Here is a 19,353-nt window from a genome sequence, read left to right as displayed (position 1 = left end):
CCGAAAACCACCTAACCCACAACCCCAGCTACCCTCAACCCAGCACACCCGAACATGGGGAAATCCGTGACGGACACCCCTGGGGAATTACGTGACCGTCGACACGACCGACCAGACCCCGACCTAAATGTGTGTCGAACGTAAAGAAGTGGGTGCTGCAGCGCCCACGTCCTCACGTTCGACCCACATCTACCCAGCGGGGTGGTCTCGACAAGCTCGACCAGCGGGGTGGTCTCGACAAGCTCGACCAGCGGAGTGGTCTCGACAAGCTCGACCAGCGGTGGTCAGCTCGACCAGCGGCGGGCCGCGCGGATCAGTCCCGCGGGCCGCCGGCGACGTAGATGACCTGGCCGGAGACGAAGCCGGCGCCCTCGGAGGCGAAGAACGAGGCGGTGTGGGCGATGTCCTCGGGCTTGCCGGTGCGGGCGACGGGGATGGCGGAGGCGTTGAGCTTCTTAAACTCCTCGAAGTCCATGCCGACGCGGGCGGCGGTGGCGGCGGTCATGTCGGTCTCGATGAAGCCGGGGGCGATCGCGTTGGCGGTCACGCCGAACTTGCCCAGCTCGATCGCCAGCGTCTTGGTGAAGCCCTGCATGCCGGCCTTGGCTGCGGAGTAGTTGGCCTGGCCGCGGTTGCCCAGTGCGGACGTCGACGACAGGTTCACGATGCGGCCCCAGCCGGCGTCGACCATGTACTTCTGGCAGGCGCGGCTCATCAGGAAGGCGCCGCGCAGGTGCACGCCCATGACTGCGTCCCAGTCGTCGACGCTCATCTTGAACAGCAGGTTGTCGCGCAGGATGCCCGCGTTGTTCACGAGCACGGTCGGCGCGCCGAGTTCGGCGGCGACCTTCTCGACGGCCGCGTTGACCGATGCCTCGTCGGATACGTCTGCGCCGACGGCGATCGCCTTGCCACCGGCGTCGTTGATCGCCTTGGCGGTGTCGGCGGCGGCTTCCTCGGTGATGTCGAGAACGGCGACGGCCAGACCGTCGTCGGCGAGGCGCTTGGCCACCGCCGCGCCGATGCCCCGACCCGATCCGGTGACGATTGCTGTCTTCTGAGCGCTCATTGCGAACTCCTCCATTGCGTGTACGTCTCCTGTGTGACGTGCGTCCCCTCGGTTCTATCAGTCGCCGTTCGGGCGGCCGTCACCACCTGCACCCCGGCCACTACCTGCACTGACGCTTCTGTGCCGTAGACGAGTCAGTAGTATCGGTCCGTCGCCACGCCCGACGCCGTCACTCGGTGCGCGCGGCGCGCAGTCGTCGAATCCCGGAGGTGGACATGACAGAGAAGTCAGCCGCGACAGCCGTGATCGTCCTCGCCGCGGGCGCGGGCACTCGGATGAAATCCAAGACGCCCAAGATCTTGCACACCATCGGTGGACGCTCGCTCGTCGGCCATGTGCTGCATGGTGCAGCAGCGGCATCCCCTGATCAACTCGTCGCCGTCGTGGGCCACGAACGCGAACGCGTCACTGCGGCCGTCAACGAGATCGCCGCGGAGATCGGCACCGATATCGTTGTGGCCGTTCAGGATTCGCCCGCCGGAACCGGCGACGCCGCGCGCGCGGGTCTCACCGCACTCCCCGACGACTTCACCGGAACGGTGATCATCACCGCCGCCGACATCCCACTCCTCGACGGCCAGACGATCGAGGCCCTCGTCGCCACACACACCGCGGGAGACGGCGCCGCGGTCACGCTCACCGGCTTCATCGCCGACGAGCCGACCGGATACGGCCGGATCATCCGGACCAACGACGGCTCGGTGCAGGCAATCGTCGAAGAAAAGGACGCAAGCGACGCCCAGCGCGCGATCACCGAGGTCAACGCGGGCATCTACGCGTTCGACGCGCAGGCACTGCGCTCAGCGCTGCAACAACTCTCCACCGACAACGCACAGGGCGAGTTCTACCTGACCGACGTCATCGAGATCGCGCGCACCGCGGGCAAGACCGTCCGCGCGCATGTCGTCGACGATCCGCTGGTCGTCGCGGGCTGCAACGACCGCGCGCAACTGTCCGCGCTCGGTGCCGCGCTCAACGCCACGACCATCCGTCGCCACCAGCTCGCGGGCGTCACGGTCGTCGATCCGGGCTCGACGTGGATCGACGTCGACGTACGCATCGAGCGCGACGTACGCATCGAGCCGGGCACCCAACTGCACGGTGCCACCCGCATCGCCGAAGATGCCGTCGTCGGCCCCGACACCACGCTCACCGACGTGACGATCGGCCGCGGGGCGTCGGTGATCCGCACGCACGGCTCCGACTCGGTGATCTCCGACGACGCTTCCGTGGGCCCGTTCGCCTTCCTGCGGCCGGGTACCGAATTGGGTGAGCGCGGCAAGATCGGCACTTTCGTCGAGACCAAAAAAGCCACCATCGGTGCAGGTAGCAAGGTTCCGCACCTCACCTACGTCGGTGACGCGACGATCGGCGAGGAGTCGAACATCGGGGCGTCGAGCGTCTTTGTCAACTACGACGGGGTGAACAAGCATCAAACGGTCATCGGGTCGCATTGCCGGACCGGATCGGACAACATGTTCGTCGCTCCGGTGCAGGTCGGTGACGGCGCGTATACCGGGGCAGGTACGGTCATTCGGGACGATGTCCCGCCCGGCGCCCTCGCGGTCTCGTCGGGTCCACAACGCAACATCGACGGTTGGGTACCCCGCAAACGCCCCGACACGGCTGCCGCACGCGCAGCGATCGAGGCAGGCGCGGCCGATACTCAGCCCGAACAGCCCGGCTCCTAGCCACGTGACCCGCTGGCAGAGCCGCCCACCGGCCGACGATCGAGTAGAAGAGTTTTCATGACCTGGACCACCGACAACCAGAAGAACCTGATGCTGTTCTCGGGGCGTGCACACCCCGACCTGGCGCAGGCTGTCGCCGACGAACTCGGCATCAAGCTGACTCCGCAGACCGCGCGGAACTTCGCCAACGGCGAGATCTTCGTTCGCTACGAGGAGTCGGTGCGCGGTTCGGATGCGTTCGTGATCCAGAGCTGCCCCGCCCCCCTCAACGAGTGGGTGATGGAGGCGCTGATCATGATCGACGCGCTCAAGCGCGGCTCAGCTAAGCGCATCAGCGTGATCCTGCCCTTCTACCCGTACGCACGCCAGGACAAGAAGGCCCGCGGTCGTGAACCGATCTCGGCACGCCTCATCGCCGACCTGATGAAGACCGCAGGCGCCGACCGCATCATCTCGGTCGACCTGCACACTGATCAGATCCAGGGCTTCTTCGACGGCCCCGTCGACCACATGCACGCCCAGGGTCAGCTCTCCGACTACGTTCGCGGCAAGTACGGCATCGAGAACCTCGTCGTCGTCTCGCCGGATTCGGGTCGTGTGCGCGTCGCGGAGAAGTGGTCGGATGCGCTCGGTGGCGCTCCCGTCGCGTTCATCCACAAGACCCGCGACCCGTTGGTCGCCAACCAGATCGTCGCGCACCGCGTGGTCGGTGAGGTCGAAGGCCGCACCTGTGTGGTCATCGACGACATGATCGACACCGGCGGCACCATCGTCGGCGCGGTCTCGAAGCTCAAGGAAGCGGGCGCGGGCGACGTCATCATCGCCACGACGCACGCCGTCTTCTCCGATCCGGCTGCCGAGCGCCTCGCCAACTCCGAGGCCGACGAGGTGATCGTGACCGACACGCTCCCGATCCCCCAGGAGAAGCGCTTCGACAAGCTGACCGTGATCTCGATCGCCCCGCTGCTGGCACAGACCATCCGCGAGGTGTTCGAACACGGTTCGGTGACAAGCCTTTTCGACGGCAACGCCTGACACGTCGATGACGACCACCGCCGCCCGACGCGATTGGGCGGCGGTGGTCTCACTTGGCCTCGGTGTGTTCACCATCACTACCACCGAGATCATGCCCATCGGATTACTCCGTCCGATGGCCACCGACCTCGACGTCTCCGAGGGCACCATCGGCCTCACTGTCACGTTCTTCGCGTTCGTGGCCGCGGTCAGTGCACCCACCCTCTCCACGGCGACTCGACGACTCGACCGCCGGCCGATCCTGCTCTGCGTGATGGCCGCATTCGTCGTCGGCAACACGCTCACCGCGCTCGCCGTGAACTACGCGATGCTCTTGGCGGTGCGCATGGCGATCGGTGTCGCCCTCGGGTTGATGTGGGCGATCGTCGCGGCGACCGCCGTGCGCCTCGTCCCACCGAATGCTGCCGTGCGCGCGACCACGATCGCGTTCTCGGGAGTGTCGCTGGCGTCGGTGCTCGGCATGCCCGTCGGCACCGTGATCGGGCAGGCGTTCGGCTGGCGAGCCGCCTACTGGACGCTCGCCGGACTGAGCCTGGTCAGCCTCGTCGCGCTGGCAGTGCTGCTGCGCTCGGTCCCCGGCGACAGCGAGACCATCGGGCTGCGGGGTCTGCCGCGCTTGCTCCGCATGCGCGACCTCCGGACGACGCTGATCGTCACCGCGCTCGTCATCACCGGCGCGTACGCCGCCTACACCTACGTCACCCCGTTCATCGTCGAAGTCCTCGGTATCGACGCCGACCTGGTCGGTGTCGTCCTGCTGGTGATGGGCGTGGCAGGGGTCGCGGGCAACTTCGTGGCCGGGGCATTCCTGTCCCGCACCCAGTCCGTGCGGTGGTCACTCGCGGCGATCATCGCGGTCCTCGCGGGCGCACTGATACTCACGCCCGTCGCGAGTCTGTGGCTTCCCGCGGCTCTCGTCGGACTCCTCGTGTGGGCCGCCGGATACGCCGCCGCCCCGATCGGCCTGCAGACGACGGTGTTCCGCGTGGCGCCCGCATACCGCGAGTCGGCGACGACGCTCTACTCCACGACGTTCAACTTCTCGATCGGCGTCGGCGCACTGATCGGCGCATTGGCGATCGAGCACGGCGGCGCGCTGGCACCCGTCGTCGTCGGAGCCGTGTGCGCGGTCATTGCCCTCGCCGTGGCCCTCACGCTCCCCCGACGCGTCACACCCGACGACGCAGCCGCAGCGTCCGGGTAGCGCCAGGGGTCCGGGTAGTTGGCGCTTGGGTAGTGTCACCCTCATGGCTGCTGCGACCGACAACGCGACGATCTATCACAACCCCAAATGCTCGACGTCGCGCAAAGCACTCCAGCGCCTCCGCGACGAGGGCGTCGAGCCGACGATCGTGAAGTATCTCGACGAGCCGTACACCCGAGAACAACTCGAACAGCTCTTCGCCGATGCCGGCATCACCGTTCGCCAGGCCGCGCGCAAGCGCGAAGCGCTCTACAAGGAGCTCGACCTCGACGCCGCGTCGGACGAGAAACTGCTCGACGAGATGGTGGCGCACCCGATCCTCGTCGAACGTCCGTTTGTGGTGACCGACAAGGGAACTCGCCTCGCCCGCCCACTCGACAAGCTCGACGAGATCCTGTAGCCGGCCGGACCCACACGGCCGCTCAGAACAGCAGCGGCCCGACGGCGTTCGCGAGTCCGCGCGCCGCGTCGGTGAGTGAGCAGATCGCCTCGAGCCTGCTCGATACCCCGCCGATCATCACCGCCCCGCGCACAGCGCCGGTGACGTCGTAGATCGGCACGGCCAGGTGGGCGTGGGCCACCACGAGTTCGCCGTCGTCGCGCGCAACGTCGGTGCGTCGGATCTCGGCGATCTGCTCCTCCAGACGCGCAGGGTCGATGATCGTGGCGGGCGTGACCGGCAGCAACGGCATCTCGAGCGCGTCGCGCCACTGCGACAACGACGCCAGCAGCAGTTTGCCCGCGGCAGATGCGTGCAGGTACCGCATGAGTTCACCCACCCCGTCGAGCGGATGGTCGGGATCGGCGTCGAGGACGCGCACCGACGCGGGGCGAAAGTAGAGCAGATGCACGGCGAACCGCACCGAGCCGCGGAACTCGTCGATCAGCTCCGCGGCGCGCGCGGGGACCGGAGGCGTGACCACTCCGTCGACGAACGACGCGAGGCGGGTGCCGATCGCGAAGCCGCGCAGGTCGGCTGTCCGCACCAGGAACTCGTCGGCGACAAGACTGTTGAGCAGCCGATACGTGCTTGCCGAGGGTAGGTCGAGCCGATCGGCGATGTCGCGGGCCGTCGTACCGATTCCGAGGTCGGCAACGGTCTCGATGATCTGCAGGGCGCGCACCACCGAATCCGACCGCGGCGCACGGCCTATCGCCATGTCGCCCCCTCACCGCAGCGTCCGCACGCGAGTCGCCGAATTGTCACCGCAGAGTCGCAGTCGTGAGGATGTCGGCACTGGTCGTCGCATCGAAGACTCCGACTCCGGCGAGCAGACGAGGTCGGCGTCGCGCCACGCCCAGCACGAACACGGTCACGACAGCCATCGACGCAACGTAGACGACGCCCAGAATGCGTCCGTGTCCGACGCCGGTCCCGAAAGCGGTCAGCAGCAGCACTCCGAGAATGGTCGCCGTGAACACGCCGAGCGCCAGGATGCGCCTGCTGCTCTCGCCGATCCGCGCCAGTAGCCGCGGCGATGCGAGACAGGCGGTGAGGTAGCTACCCATGTAGCCGAGGGCGCTGAGTGTCAGGAAGTCGCGAATCCCGTTCTGCGGATCGCCGCCGCACCAGAGGAACACCAGTGGCCCGAGCGTCACGACCGCCATCGCACAGACCGTGGCGAACGCGGGTGTGTGAAAGCGTGGGTGCGTGGTGCCGAACGCCCGAGGTGCCACCCTCTCGCGGCCCAAAGTGAACAGCACGCGCACGAGCGCATTGACCGAGGCGAGCGCGCATGCGAAGAACGACGTCGCGATCCCGATGTCGAGGATGACCGCCGTGACGCGGGTGCCGTCGGAGAGGAACAGTGCGGCGAGGGGTGTGGAGCTCGTCCGTACGCCCGCGGGGGCGTCGAACATCGCGACCGATTGAGTGGTCACGGCGAGCAGATAGATGAGCCCGGCGGCGATCGGGGTCCAACGCAGGGTCCGCGGAACGCTGCGGAACGGTCGACGTGCCTCTGCCGACAGCGTCGTCGCACTCTCGAATCCGACGAACGCGCTGACCGCGACCACGATCATCAGACCCATCGACCCGACGTCGACCTGCGGCGCGAACACCTTCGACCAGTCAGCCGAATGGTGCGTGATCCCGAGCCACACCATCAGGCCCACCAGAATGACAACGGCGACGACCTCGATCGCAAGTGTCGCGGTCGCAGAGACCTTGATCCCGCGAACCATCAGCACCGTCATCGCGACAGCGGCCACGACGATGATCACACAGACGATCGGCAGCCACACCGACGTCGACACGCCGATACTGACGGCAATGTGGTTGAGGTACAAGCCAACTGCGAGAAGTCCCGCCATGCTCACCGAGCCGTATCCGACAATCGCCGACCACGCCGTCGGCAGCGCCACGCGCGGGCCAAACCCCTGAGCCACGTACGAGTAGAGACCGCCGACGACGGCGAGTCGTTGTGCCATCGGCCGTACGCACGCCGAGATCATCATGACGACGACCATCGCGACGGCGAACGAGATGACTCCCCCGGCACCACTCATCGCGGCGATCACGAACAACGGCGTCACCGCCGACGTCCCGGCGGGCGCGATGGCCGCGACGGACTGCGCGAAGACGGGTATGAAGGGAAGCTGACGACGGGTCAGGCCGCGCACCGGCGACTCGTCGGCGACCAACGGGTACGTCGCTGACGGCGATTCTGCGCTGGACGATGATTCGGCGGTGGAGGATGTCGGCATAGCGCCCTCTACCGTGACGGAGCAGTCGTTGCGACGCATCGTTTTCGTGTTTCCAGCGTGTTAACCCGCGTGAGAAATCCGGGGTTCTCATTTCTCAGCCACTCTTACGTCGACGCCATTGTGATGTGACACACACTCCGTACCGTCTTGCCGGAATCAAGTAAGCAGCGAGACCGACGGTGATCTCGCCTCCGCACGAAAGGCGCGTTCATGAGCACAATCGAATCCGGAGGCGGCACGACGGCTGCCACGTCGTCGGCAGCGAGTTCGACCGACTACCTCGACAAACGTCGACTCAAGACCGGCACGGCCGGGTGGGTGCTGCTCGCGGGCCTCGGGGTCAGCTACGTCATCAGCGGCGACTACTCCGGGTGGAATTTCGGGCTCGAGCAGGGCGGCTTCGGTGGCCTGGCGATCGCGGCCGTCATCATCGCCGCGATGTACTTCGCGATGGTGCTCGGCATGGCCGAGATGAGTTCCGCGCTGCCTGCGGCAGGAGGCGGATACACCTTCGCGCGCCGAGCCCTCGGCACCTGGGGCGGGATGGCGACCGGTACCGCGGTCCTGATCGAATACGCGATCGCGCCCGCAGCGATCGCGACCTTCATCGGCGCGTACGTCGAGTCGCTGCACCTGTTCGGCATCACCGACGGGTGGTGGGTGTACCTCGCGGTCTACGCACTGTTCATCGGCGTACATCTCGCGGGTGTCGGGGAGGCGCTGAAGGTGATGTTCGTGATCACCGCGGTCGCGCTCGCAGGCCTCATCGTGTTCGCGGTCGCGGCAATCGGCGACTTCTCGTGGTCGAACCTCACCGATATCGCCCCGACGAATGCAGCGGGCGCGAGTTCGTTCCTGCCCCACGGATACCTCGGCATCTGGGCGGCCATCCCGTTCGCCATCTGGTTCTTCCTCGCCGTCGAAGGCGTCCCCCTCGCCGCGGAGGAGGCCAAGGATCCTGCCCGCAACGTGCCGCGCGGGATCATCGCGGCGATGTGCGCGCTGATCTTCACGTGTGCGCTGGTGTTGTTCCTGGTGCCGGGAGCCGGTGGGGCATCGGCCATGCAGAGTTCGGGTAACCCGCTCGTCGAGGCGCTGGGAAGCGGAACCGCACACACGGTCGTCAATTACATCGGCTTGGCGGGGCTCGTGGCGAGCTTCTTCTCGATCATCTACGCCTACTCGCGGCAGTTGTTCGCACTCTCGCGCGCCGGATACCTGCCGAAGTCGTTGTCCGTCACCAACTCTCGCAAGTCTCCGACGCTGGCGTTGATCGTCCCCGGAGTCGTCGGGTTCCTCCTGTCACTCAGCGGACAGGGCGCGACGCTGCTGAACATGGCCGTCGTCGGTGCCGCGCTGAGTTATGTGCTGATGATGGTGAGCCACATCGTGCTACGCATCCGGGAGCCGGAACTGGCGCGCCCCTACCGCACCCCCGGCGGCATGGTCACGACGGGCTTCGCCCTCGTGATCGCTGTGCTCGCATTGGTCGCGACGTTCCTCGTCGACATCAAGGCCGCGACCGGCTGTCTCATCGTGTTCGCGCTCTTCATGACGTATTTTGGCTTGTACAGCCGCAACCGGTTGGTCTTCGCCAGCGCCGACGAAGAGTTCGAGGCCATTGCCGACGCCGAAGAGGGACTCTCGTGATCTACCGCCACACGCTTCGTGGGCACACCTACCAGTTCGCCGACCTGATCGATGTGATGGCCAAGGCCACCCCGGCACGTTCGGGCGACGAATTGGCCGGGTGCGCAGCACAATCCGACGCCGAGCGGGCCGCAGCGGCTTGGGTTCTCGCCGACCTTCCGCTCACCGTCTTCCTCGAAGAGATGCTCGTCCCCTACGAATCAGACGAAGTCACACGGCTGATCATCGACACCCACGACCGAGAGGCATTCGCCCCCATCGCGCACCTGACCGTCGGCGGTCTCCGCGACTGGCTGCTCGAGCAGGTCGTGGCGTCGGGTGGAACGCAGCGCCTGCAGGCCGTCTCCCCCGGGTTGACCCCGGAAATGGTTGCGGCGGTGAGCAAGTTGATGCGCAATCAGGATCTGATCTCCGTCGCCCGCCGCATGGAGGTCACCGCCGGATTCCGCACCACGATCGGACTGCCCGGCCGCCTCGCGACACGATTGCAGCCCAACCACCCCACCGACGATCCGCGCGGCATCGCGGCAGGACTGCTCGACGGCCTGCTCCTCGGTTGCGGCGACGCCGTCGTCGGAATCAATCCCGCAACCGACTCACCACAGGCGACGTCGACGCTGCTCGAACTCCTCGACGACGTGCGGCAGCGTTTCGATATTCCGATGCAGTCGTGTGTGCTCTCGCACGTGACCACGACGATCGGCTTGGTCGAGGCGGGCGCACCGGTCGACCTGGTCTTCCAGTCGATCGCGGGCACCGAGGGCGCCAATCGCGGATTCGGCGTCGACCTGGCAGTTCTCAACGAAGGCAATGAGGCCGGGCGGTCGTTGCACCGCGGGACCGTCGGCGACAACGTGATGTATCTGGAGACCGGGCAGGGCTCGGCACTGTCGGCGGGCGCACACCTGGGGACCGGTGGCCGGCCCGTCGACCAGCAGACCCTCGAAGCGCGCGCCTACGCGGTCGCACGGTCGCTGGAGCCTCTGCTGGTCAACACCGTCGTCGGATTCATCGGCCCCGAATATCTCTTCGACGGTAAACAGATCATCCGAGCGGGACTCGAAGATCACTTCTGCGGCAAACTCCTCGGGCTGCCGATGGGGGTCGACGTCTGCTACACCAACCACGCCGAGGCCGACCAGAACGACATGGACACGCTGCTGAGCCTGCTCGGGATGGCCGGAGTCGGATTCGTCATCACCGTGCCGGGCGCCGACGACATCATGCTCGGCTACCAGAGCCTCTCGTTCCACGACGTCCTGTACCTGCGCGACGTCCTCGGTCTGCGCGCGGCACCGGAGTTCGAGGCGTGGATGCAGACGATCGGCATGGCCGACGACGGCGGCCACGTCGTGCCACTCGACCCGCAGACCTCGGCGCTGCGCGGACTGGCGGCGTCGTGAACACACCCGACACGCAGTCGACCCCGTCGGTCGATCCGTGGGGATCGATGCGCGGACTCACCCAGGCGCGAATCGGGTTGCAGCGCAGCGGGAATGCGCTGTCGAGTACCGACGTCCTACAGTACCAGGCCGACCACGCGGCAGCGCGCGACGCCGTGCACACGCCCATGGACTCCGACGGCGTCGTCGACGGTCTGCGGGAGCTGGGGTTGGGTGAGCCGGCGGTCGTCACGAGTCAGGCGTCGTCGCGGGCGGAGTACCTGCGCCGGCCCGATCTCGGCCGAATCCCGAATGACCTTTCCGCAGTGCAACATTCGGGCGCCGACATCGGTTTCGTGATCGCCGACGGCCTGTCGGCAACGGCGGTGGACACGCACGCGGTCACGCTCGTCGAGACGATCGCCGCCGAACTGTCGCGGCAATTCTCGATCGCTCCACCGGTCGTGGCCACCCAGGCGCGCGTCGCGCTCGGTGATCACATCGGGGAGGCACTCGGCGTCGAGATCCTTCTCGTGATCATCGGGGAACGTCCGGGACTGTCCGTCGCCGACAGCCTCGGCATCTACTTGACGTATCGCCCGGAGCCGGGTCGTCGTGACTCCGAACGCAATTGCATCTCCAACATCCATCCGCCGGACGGGCTCGGATACCGCGATGCCGCGCGGATCGTCGGAGCACTGGTGTCCGGGGCACGGCAACTCGGCGCCTCGGGCGTCGCACTCAAAGACACCTCGTCTGCCGACCCCGCCGTCGCCGCGGCCGCTGCGCAGGGCGAACTCGGCTAGGTCGCGGGGGCTAGGCAATTCCAGGCACGTCGACCGTGCGCGGCGGCAGCGACTGCACTGCCGACGGGACGACGACGCCCACGAGTCCACGCACGATGCCCTTGGTGAAGTCCCAGAAGTCGAAGTAGTCGCGCCACACGGCGATCGCACCGTCGAGAACCTCGAAGCGTCCGCACACCCAGAACCGGATACGTACGGGACCGAGGCGAATCTCGTCGATCCGCTCGGTGAGCACCACGGTGTCGTCGGTGGCGACGTTGATCATCCCGTAGTCGAAGCCTGCGAACGACGACGCGTCCATCGCACCGAAGACCTTGGCGACGTTGCGCTTGCCACGGACCGTCGGCAGTCCGACATTGGTGTAGACGACGTTCTCGTCGAGATCTGCCATGGCTGCGGAACTGTCGTCGCGGGCGAGAGCATCGAGGAAGTCGGTGACGACGCGATCAGGGGTACGGGAGGTCATGGTGTCACCGTACGGTGCGCGATGTGACTTCACCGCAGGTCGTCGTCTATTCTTGACGGGTTGTCTCGGCGAGGGTGAGCAGTCACCGTAATCGGCGCGACCATCGCACATCTCCTTGCGGACTCGAGTTTCCGCAGGTGGTCGTGGATTGTCGGCCTGCGGAACTGCCACAGAGCGCCGAGCACCGACCATCCGGCTGCACGCACCGACGCGGCCGAACCACCAAGGAGAGTCACATGGCAACCCAGGCAAACGCGCTGGCAGTCACCACCCGCACCGAAAAGGGCAAGGGCGCCGCTCGACGCGCTCGTCGCGCAGGCAACGTGCCCGCCGTGCTGTACGGCCACGGCACCGACCCGCAGCACCTCAACCTCCCGGCTCGCGATTTCGCCGCCATCCTGCGTAACAACGGAACCAACGCTGTCCTCGACCTCGACATCGAGGGCACCAGCCAGCTCGCGCTGACCAAGCAGATCGACATCCACCCGATCCGCAACTACATCGAGCACGTCGACCTGCTCGTCATCAAGCGCGGCGAGAAGGTCACCGTCGAGGTCACCATCGTCGTCGAGGGCGACGCCGCTCCCGGCACCCTGGTCACCCAGGACGCCAACACCGTCGAGATCGAGGCCGACGCACTGTCGATCCCCGAGCAGATCGTCGTCGACGTCGAGGGCAAGGAAGTCGGCACGTCGGTCCACGCGTCGGACCTGGTCCTCCCCGAGGGCGTCGAGCTCGTCACCGACCCCGAGACCCTCATCGTCGCGGTCAACGAGGCGACCACCGCCGCAGAGCTCGAGGAAGAGACCGACGCCGAGCAGGCTGACGCCGACGCTGCCGCCGCTGAGGCCGAGGCCGAGTAATTCGGCGTCATCTCCGCCGACGCGCCGCCCCTACTGATGACACAGGAATCATGAAACTTGTTGTCGGACTCGGCAATCCGGGTTCCAAGTATGAGCGGACGCGTCACAACATCGGCGCGATGGTCGCAGACCATCTCGTCACGACGGCCGGCGAGCGATGGAAGGTGCACAAGCGCTCCGGCGCGGTGGTGGCACCCATCACGCTCGCCGGCCAGTCGGTGTTGGTGGCACGTGCGCGCACGTACATGAACACCACCGGTCGCGAGATCGGCCCGCTCGCGAAGTTCTACTCCATCGGCCCGTCGGATCTGATTGCGCTGCACGACGAACTCGACATCGACTTCGGCGCCGTCCGGCTCAAACTCGGCGGCGGCGAGGGCGGCCACAACGGGCTGCGCTCGATCAGCCAGGCACTCGGATCGCGTGACTACTACCGCGTCCGCCTCGGCATCGGTCGTCCGCCCGGTCGCCAGGATCCCGCCGACTTCGTGCTCAAACCCTTTCCGTCGTCGGCACGCGCCGACGTCGAACTGCTCATCCAGCATGGCGCCGACGCCACCGAGGCGCTGATCGCCTCAGGTCTCGAGGCAGCGCAGAACGTCGTCCACACCTGGTGATACCGCGGTTCGACGACGCCGCCACCGACTGAGAAGCGGCACGCACTGCCCGACACCGCAGCATGAACCCCCTCGCGGTGCAACGATGGTCCAATGTCGGACGCCGCCCTGAGTCTCATCGTCCTCGGCGTCACGGTCGTGTTGTTCATCATCAACAAGCTGCCGGTCGGGCTCGTCGCCATCGGGTCGGCGTTGGCGCTCTACTTCCTCGGACTGGTACAGCTCGACGAACTGACCTCGGGTCTCGGTCAGAGCGTCATCGCCTTCATCGCCGCCCTGTTCGTGATCAGCGAGGGACTCGAGGCATCGGGAATCACCGCGTGGCTGGGCAGCGTGCTGGCGCGCGTCGCAGGTCGTACGCGCACCAGGGTGGTTGCCGCAATCATGGTCCTCGCCGCGGCGTTGAGTCCGCTCATCACGATCAACGGCGCAGCGGCAGCGTTGGTCCCGGTCAGTGTCGCCGTCGCGCGGCGAGCACATCTGTCGCCGTCGCGCGTACTGCTCCCTCTCGCGTTCGCCGCGAGCGCCGGTTCGCTACTCACCCTGAGCGGCAGCCCGGTCAACGTCATCATCGACGAGGCGGCCACCGAGCAAACCGGTTCGTCCATCGGCTACTTCGGCTTCTCCCTCATCGGCGTCCCCCTGGTCGTGGTGACGTTGGTTGTCATCGCCCTCGTCGGCGACCGGCTGATTCCACGTCGTGAATCGCAGTCACTGCCAGAGGATTTCAGCAGATATCAGCGCGACGTCGTCGAGCATTACGAACTGTCGGGATTGGCGACGACCGGCGTGCGCACCTTTCGCCTGCACGTCGAACCAGCGTCGACGCTCGTCGGGAAGACGGTCCGCGCGGCCATCACCGACGACGCGATCGACACCGTCGCCGCGCAGTCCGAACGTGGCCGCGTGCTCAGTTCGACGCATCGCCTCGAACCGTCGGACGTGCTCGTCGTCTCGGGCGTCGGCACAGCCGTCGAGGCACTCGCACGGGAAGCCGACCTCACCGTCGAGGACACCATCGGCAGGCGCATGAGCGGCCAGCGCGACAGTCTCATCAACCGCGACAACGGAATCTGTGAGTTGGTGATCCCACCGCGCTCGTCGTGGATCGGGCGGCCGGCGTTCGGCGGGATGGTGCGCGCAGAAGACGGGCTGCTCGTGTTGTCGGTGCGCAGGCAGAACGACGACGTCTCGTCACGTGCGTCGACGCTGCAGGAAGGCGACGCACTACTGGTGTACGGCCCGTGGGGCGCGCTCGACGCTCTCGCCGACGACAAGGACGTTCTGGTGGTCGCATCGTCGGAAACCGTTCGGCGGCAGACGGTTCCGCTCGGGCGAAGCGCTCCACGTGCGGCAGTCATCCTGGTGGTGACGATCGCGCTGCTGGCCAGTGGGGCCGTGCCGCCGGTGGTCGCGGGTCTGCTCGGAGCGGGTGCGATGGTGCTGTTCCGCGTGCTGTCGAGCGAGCAGGCATACCGTGCCGTTCCCTGGGCGACGCTCGTCCTGATCGCCGCGCTGATCCCGATGTCGGCGGCGATCACGAGCAGTGGCGGTGCCGAATTGATCGCACGACCCATCGTCGACCTGGTGTCCGGACACAGTGCGTATCTGCTGCTGGCCATGCTGTTCGTGCTGACCGCCGTACTCGGGCAGTTCATCTCCAACGTCGCCACCGCGCTGATCGTCATACCGATCGCGCTCGTCGCCGCGGCCGACGTCGGTGTCGACGCCCGAACGGTGCTCATGGTGGTCTGCGTCGCTGCCGCCGCTTCCCTGCTGACGCCTATCGCCACTCCCGCCAACATGATCGTGATGAATCCGGGCGGATACCGCTTCGGCGACTATTGGCGGCTGGGGATCGTCCTGATGGTCTGCTGGTTGGTCGTCACCGTGACCCTGGTCCCGGTGTTCTGGCCGATCAACGGCTGACGAGCAGGCGCCGTGAGAAGCGGCCTTGTTCGTCACCGGATGTGGCGGGGCCTACACTCTTTTCGGGCGCAGGGCTATCCGCTGCGTGATCCGTTTGTCGAAGGGAAGTACGCGTGACCGTCATCGCCGCCAACACAGGCCATCAGAACGTAGCGATGTTGGGCATCGGCGCGTACCGACCAAAACGCCTGGTCAGCAACGATGAGGTGTGCGAGGTTCTCGACAGTTCGGATCAGTGGATCTTCGAACGCAGCGGCATCCGTAATCGCCGGTGGATCAGCGGCGACGAGTCGGCACGGTCGATGGCCGCCGCCGCAGCCGAGCGGGCCATCGAAAACTCCGGGATCGACAAGGACAAGATCGGTGCGCTGATCCTGGCCACCAACAGCTGGAAGACCAAGATTCCGCACGGCGGCCCGATCGTGGCATACGACATCGGCCTCAACGGGATTCCCGCCTACGACATCGCCGCGGGATGCGGCGGCTTCGGGTACGCCCTGGGCGTCGCGGCCGACACCGTGCGCGCGGGCTCGGCCGAGTACGTACTTGTCGTCGGCGTCGAGACGATGTCGGTCGTCATGGAGCCCACCGACCGCAACACCGCCTTCATCTTCGGCGACGGCGCCGGTGCGGTCGTCGTCGGACCGAGCGACGAGAACGGGATCTCCCCGACCGTCTGGGGTTCTGACGGCGAGAACGCCGAGGCGATCGGCCAGAACTACGACATCCCCGAGTACATGGACCGCGCTCAGGAATATCAGCACAAGGATCCGGAGACCGAGCCTGTCGGCCGAATGGTGGTCACCATGGAGGGTTCGCGCGTATTCCGCTGGGCGGCAATCACACTGCCCAAGGCGTTGTCGTCGGTGATCGAGAGGTCCGGGATCGGACTCGACGACATCGAGGTGTTCGTCCCCCACCAGGCGAACGCCCGGATCAACGACTTGATGAAGAAGAACCTGGGCTTCCCCGACGACCTGCCGATGGCCAACGACATCGAGAACACCGGCAACACGTCGGCGGCGTCGATCCCGCTCGCGATGGAAGAGATGCTGGCCACCGGCAAAGCCAAGGGCGGACAGACCGCGCTGCTGCTCGGGTTCGGCGCTGGCCTCTCCTACGCCGGGGCTGTCGTTACGCTTCCCCCGGCACCTAAGGTGAGCAGTTTCGACGACCTGGGGTAACCCGCTACGCGTTCTCCTTGCGGAAGACCGCTGTGCCCCACGATGTTCCGAGAATCGCGAGCGCGATGGCGGTGAGCAGACCCCACGCGACCGTCGATGTCGCGACGCCACCGACGAAGCTGCTTCGGACGGCGTCGACGATCCAGCGGAACGGCATGAAATCGCTGGCCCGTTGCAGCCACATCGGTCCGAGCGTCATCGGCAGCAGGATTCCCGACAGCAACAGCACCGGCATCATCACCATGTTGATGACCGGCGCCATGACGTCTTCGCTCTTGGCAGTCAGAGCAAGCGCGTTCGACGCCGCGGCGCACGCTGCGCCGATCAGCAGCGTGATGGCGATGCCGACGATCGCGCCGCTGACGGATCCGCGCATGCCCATGGCGTAGCCGAGGAACACCAGGATCAGCGCCTGGACGAACAACTGCAGCACGTCGCGCATGAGCCGACCGGTCAGCAGTGCGGAGCGACTCGCGGGCGTCACACGTTCGGCCTCGACGACGCCTTCGCGCCACTCGCCGATCAGACTGAAACCGGCGAACAACGCGCCGAAGAACCCGAGCTGCACCAGAAGACCCGGCACCAGGAACGTGTAGGCGTTGTCGGCGCCCCCGGGGAACTGGTTGACGATGGGTTTGAGCAGTGGACCGAAGAGCACCAGATAGAGCACGGGTTGCAGCACCCCGATCAGCACCCAGGCCGGGTTGCGCAGATTCATCCGGATCTGTCGACGGAACACGATGGTGGAATCGCGGAGGAAGTTCATCGGATGGCTCCTTCGTTGTCGAGTTCTTCGAGTGCGGCGTCTTCGGTCCCGCTTTGCGCGTCGCGCAGCGAACGCCCGGTCATCGTCAGGAACACGTCGTCGAGCGTTGGTCGCAGCACCTCGATGCTGTCGAGCGCGATACCCGACGCGTCGAGTTCGCGGAGAAGTCCCGGTATCTCGCGCCCCGCGTGCCGGACACGTCCGCGGACGTGGCGGCCGTCGGTCTCCACGGAGTTGGCAATGCGTCGTAGACGATCCGCGGCTATGTCGACCTCGGCTGCCGTCTGGACCTCGAGGTCGACGAGGTCGCCCGACACCTGGTCTTTCAGGTTCTGAGCGGTGTCGGCCGCGACGATCTTGCCGTTGTCGATGATCAGGATGCGGTCGGAGAGTTCGTCGGCCTCGTCGAGGTAGTGCGTGGTGAGGAAGACCGTGGAGCCGCGCTCGGTGCGCAGCCTGCTGATGTGGTCCCAGAGGTTCGCCCGTGCCTGTGGGTCGAGGCCGGTGGTCGGTTCGTCGAGGAAGACCAGCGAGGGGTCGTGGATCAATCCCATCGCGATGTCGAGGCGACGCTTCTGACCGCCCGACATGTTCTTGGGCTGCCGCTCCCAGAGACCGTCGAGTTGCAGTCGGGAGAACAGTTCGTGCCCGCGCCGAGTGGCGTCGGCGTGTGAGAGTCCGTAGAGCATCCCGTGGTCGACCACCTCGTCACCCGCTCTGGCCTGGCTGAACGTTCCACCCGCCTGTGACACGTAGCCGATGCTGCGACGGACCATCACCGACTCGTTCACGACGTCGTATCCGTTGACGGTCGCGGTTCCGGCGGTTGGCCGCAGCAACGTCGTCAACATACGCAGCGTGGTGGTCTTCCCCGCGCCGTTGGGGCCGAGAAAACCGACCACCTCACCCTCGTGAATATCGAGGTCGACGCCGTCGACGGCTCGCACCTCGCGTTTGTTCTTGCCTCGCCCCGTCGTGAAGGTCTGCACCAGACCTCGCGCTTGGATCATCGTCGGTATCACAGCTCGTCCCCTCTCTGTGTGAACGTCGAGTGAGCCGCTCACGCATCGTGTTCAAATTTGAATATAAGCCATCTAGTCAAAGTTGACTAGATGCTTACTTCGTCGCAGAAGTAGTCGTCGAAAGGCCCCTGAAACCCGACGGCGTCGTCGTGACTGTCTGCGTGTACTGATCACCTACGCGTCGATGATTCATCGAAATGCGGACAACCCCTGCCCTCGATTCGAAATCTTTCTCGACGCATTACTGTCAGGTCATGGCTTCCACGCCACCCATCCCACCGACGACGCCGCTACTCCTGCTCGGCGTCGTCGGCATCTTCGGGCCGGTCAACGGCTATCAGATCCGCCGCGAACTGTTGTCGTGGCAGGTCGACAAGTGGGCCAACGTGAATCCGGGCTCGATCTACCACGCGCTCGGAAAGCTCAGCGACTCAGGCGATCTCACACGCCGCGAGGTCTCCGACGGCTCGCGCGAGGTCAGCGTCTACGAGATCACGGAGTCGGGTCGGGCCAGGCTGCACAGCATGATCGAGCGCGCGATGATCGGCGTCGACGTCTTCGACCGCAGCGCGTTCCAAGCGGCGTTCAATCTCCTGCCACTCCTCGGCGACGACCATGCGACGACGCTGCTGCAGCAGCGTTTGGTGACGCTGAGGGAGGTCATACGCGAATACAGCGCGGACACCGAACCCGGCGCCAACCCCTACGCTCCACCACATGCCATGGAGGGCGCTCGCCTGTGGTTGCGTCTCGCGCAGGCCGAGGCGGACTGGCTCACCGACGTCATCGCCGACGTGCACGAGGGGAAGCTGTCGTTCCTGGAGAACGCCGACTGGACGCCACCGCCCGACGATCCCGGGCACCAGATGACCGCAGACCGCACTGACTACAGGCGCATTCTCGAAGGTCAGCCCGGCCACGATGTCCCCTCCTCGCGCATCGGTACTTCCGAGTAGCTCCGCG

Annotated in this window: 18 protein-coding genes; 12 read left to right on the top strand and 6 right to left on the bottom strand. The window is 66.3% G+C overall.

Features of this window, described 5'->3' with window-relative positions:
* Positions 1–313 precede the first annotated feature (313 nt).
* The gene (locus A5788_RS23320) at positions 314–1,069 is read right to left on the bottom strand and encodes an SDR family oxidoreductase (protein WP_049698121.1); all 756 of its coding nucleotides are present in this window, start codon (positions 1,067–1,069) and stop codon (positions 314–316) included.
* Between the two features lie 215 nt (positions 1,070–1,284).
* Here A5788_RS23320 and glmU point away from each other — a divergent pair, with 215 nt between their 5' ends.
* The 4 genes from glmU to arsC are packed head-to-tail and all read left to right on the top strand — an operon-like array spanning position 1,285 to position 5,399.
* A complete protein-coding gene (gene glmU / locus A5788_RS23315) occupies positions 1,285–2,760 on the top strand; it encodes a bifunctional UDP-N-acetylglucosamine diphosphorylase/glucosamine-1-phosphate N-acetyltransferase GlmU (RefSeq protein ID WP_064869494.1) in 1,476 nt (491 codons plus the stop codon).
* Positions 2,761–2,817: 57 nt separating this feature from the next.
* Positions 2,818–3,795, top strand: coding sequence for a ribose-phosphate diphosphokinase (locus A5788_RS23310; RefSeq protein WP_049697995.1), 978 nt, complete (start codon positions 2,818–2,820; stop codon positions 3,793–3,795).
* A gap of 7 nt (positions 3,796–3,802) precedes the next feature.
* Complete coding sequence (locus A5788_RS23305; RefSeq protein WP_064869440.1) at positions 3,803–4,999, top strand: MFS transporter; 1,197 nt, start codon at positions 3,803–3,805, stop codon at positions 4,997–4,999.
* Positions 5,000–5,042: 43 nt separating this feature from the next.
* Positions 5,043–5,399: an arsenate reductase (glutaredoxin) gene (gene arsC, locus A5788_RS23300; protein ID WP_064869442.1), complete on the top strand. Its 357-nt coding sequence runs from the start codon at positions 5,043–5,045 to the stop codon at positions 5,397–5,399.
* Between the two features lie 22 nt (positions 5,400–5,421).
* Here the strand turns inward: arsC and A5788_RS23295 are convergent, their stop codons facing one another.
* Both A5788_RS23295 and A5788_RS23290 read right to left on the bottom strand, forming a co-directional pair.
* Positions 5,422–6,159 carry an IclR family transcriptional regulator gene (locus tag A5788_RS23295; protein ID WP_064869444.1) on the bottom strand — a complete coding sequence of 246 codons (738 nt, stop codon included), beginning with the start codon at positions 6,157–6,159 and terminating at the stop codon, positions 5,422–5,424.
* 43 nt (positions 6,160–6,202) lie between these two features.
* A complete protein-coding gene (locus tag A5788_RS23290) occupies positions 6,203–7,705 on the bottom strand; it encodes an APC family permease (protein WP_064869446.1) in 1,503 nt (500 codons plus the stop codon).
* Positions 7,706–7,915: 210 nt separating this feature from the next.
* Between A5788_RS23290 and eat the strand changes: the two genes are divergently transcribed.
* The 3 genes from eat to eutC are packed head-to-tail and all read left to right on the top strand — an operon-like array spanning position 7,916 to position 11,543.
* Positions 7,916–9,355, top strand: coding sequence for an ethanolamine permease (gene eat, locus A5788_RS23285; protein ID WP_064869448.1), 1,440 nt, complete (start codon positions 7,916–7,918; stop codon positions 9,353–9,355).
* Positions 9,352–10,758: an ethanolamine ammonia-lyase subunit EutB gene (locus tag A5788_RS23280; RefSeq protein WP_064869450.1), complete on the top strand. Its 1,407-nt coding sequence runs from the start codon at positions 9,352–9,354 to the stop codon at positions 10,756–10,758. Before eat ends, A5788_RS23280 begins: the two co-directional genes overlap by 4 nt.
* Positions 10,755–11,543, top strand: a complete 789-nt coding sequence (gene eutC, locus A5788_RS23275) for an ethanolamine ammonia-lyase subunit EutC (RefSeq protein WP_082937923.1) — start codon at positions 10,755–10,757, stop codon at positions 11,541–11,543. The genes A5788_RS23280 and eutC overlap by 4 nt, the downstream gene beginning before the upstream one ends.
* 10 nt (positions 11,544–11,553) lie before the next feature.
* Here the strand turns inward: eutC and A5788_RS23270 are convergent, their stop codons facing one another.
* A complete protein-coding gene (locus tag A5788_RS23270) occupies positions 11,554–12,009 on the bottom strand; it encodes a limonene-1,2-epoxide hydrolase family protein (RefSeq protein ID WP_064869498.1) in 456 nt (151 codons plus the stop codon).
* 236 nt (positions 12,010–12,245) lie between these two features.
* Between A5788_RS23270 and A5788_RS23265 the strand changes: the two genes are divergently transcribed.
* The 4 genes from A5788_RS23265 (at position 12,246) to A5788_RS23250 (ending at position 16,602) form a co-directional block, all read left to right on the top strand.
* A complete protein-coding gene (locus tag A5788_RS23265; RefSeq protein WP_064869452.1) occupies positions 12,246–12,872 on the top strand; it encodes a 50S ribosomal protein L25/general stress protein Ctc in 627 nt (208 codons plus the stop codon).
* A 50-nt stretch (positions 12,873–12,922) separates the two neighbouring features.
* Complete coding sequence (gene pth, locus A5788_RS23260) at positions 12,923–13,489, top strand: aminoacyl-tRNA hydrolase (protein ID WP_064869453.1); 567 nt, start codon at positions 12,923–12,925, stop codon at positions 13,487–13,489.
* Between the two features lie 93 nt (positions 13,490–13,582).
* On the top strand, positions 13,583–15,418 hold the full coding sequence (locus tag A5788_RS23255) for an SLC13 family permease (RefSeq protein WP_064869455.1): 1,836 nt from the start codon (positions 13,583–13,585) through the stop codon (positions 15,416–15,418).
* A 113-nt stretch (positions 15,419–15,531) separates the two neighbouring features.
* Entirely contained in the window at positions 15,532–16,602 is a 1,071-nt protein-coding gene (locus A5788_RS23250; RefSeq protein ID WP_152930013.1) for a beta-ketoacyl-ACP synthase 3, read from the top strand.
* 4 nt (positions 16,603–16,606) lie between these two features.
* Here the strand turns inward: A5788_RS23250 and A5788_RS23245 are convergent, their stop codons facing one another.
* Together A5788_RS23245 and A5788_RS23240 are read right to left on the bottom strand one after the other, a co-directional pair.
* Entirely contained in the window at positions 16,607–17,368 is a 762-nt protein-coding gene (locus tag A5788_RS23245) for an ABC transporter permease (RefSeq protein WP_064869457.1), read from the bottom strand.
* Entirely contained in the window at positions 17,365–18,378 is a 1,014-nt protein-coding gene (locus A5788_RS23240) for an ATP-binding cassette domain-containing protein (protein WP_064869500.1), read from the bottom strand. The genes A5788_RS23245 and A5788_RS23240 overlap by 4 nt, the downstream gene beginning before the upstream one ends.
* A 266-nt stretch (positions 18,379–18,644) precedes the next feature.
* Here A5788_RS23240 and A5788_RS23235 point away from each other — a divergent pair, with 266 nt between their 5' ends.
* Positions 18,645–19,346, top strand: a complete 702-nt coding sequence (locus tag A5788_RS23235) for a PadR family transcriptional regulator (protein WP_064869459.1) — start codon at positions 18,645–18,647, stop codon at positions 19,344–19,346.
* Positions 19,347–19,353 lie beyond the last annotated feature (7 nt).

The sequence above is a fragment of the Gordonia sp. 852002-50816_SCH5313054-c genome, from assembly GCF_001665925.1.
GTDB classification, from domain to species: domain Bacteria; phylum Actinomycetota; class Actinomycetes; order Mycobacteriales; family Mycobacteriaceae; genus Gordonia; species Gordonia jacobaea.
This window is presented reverse-complemented; position numbering and strand designations above follow the sequence as displayed.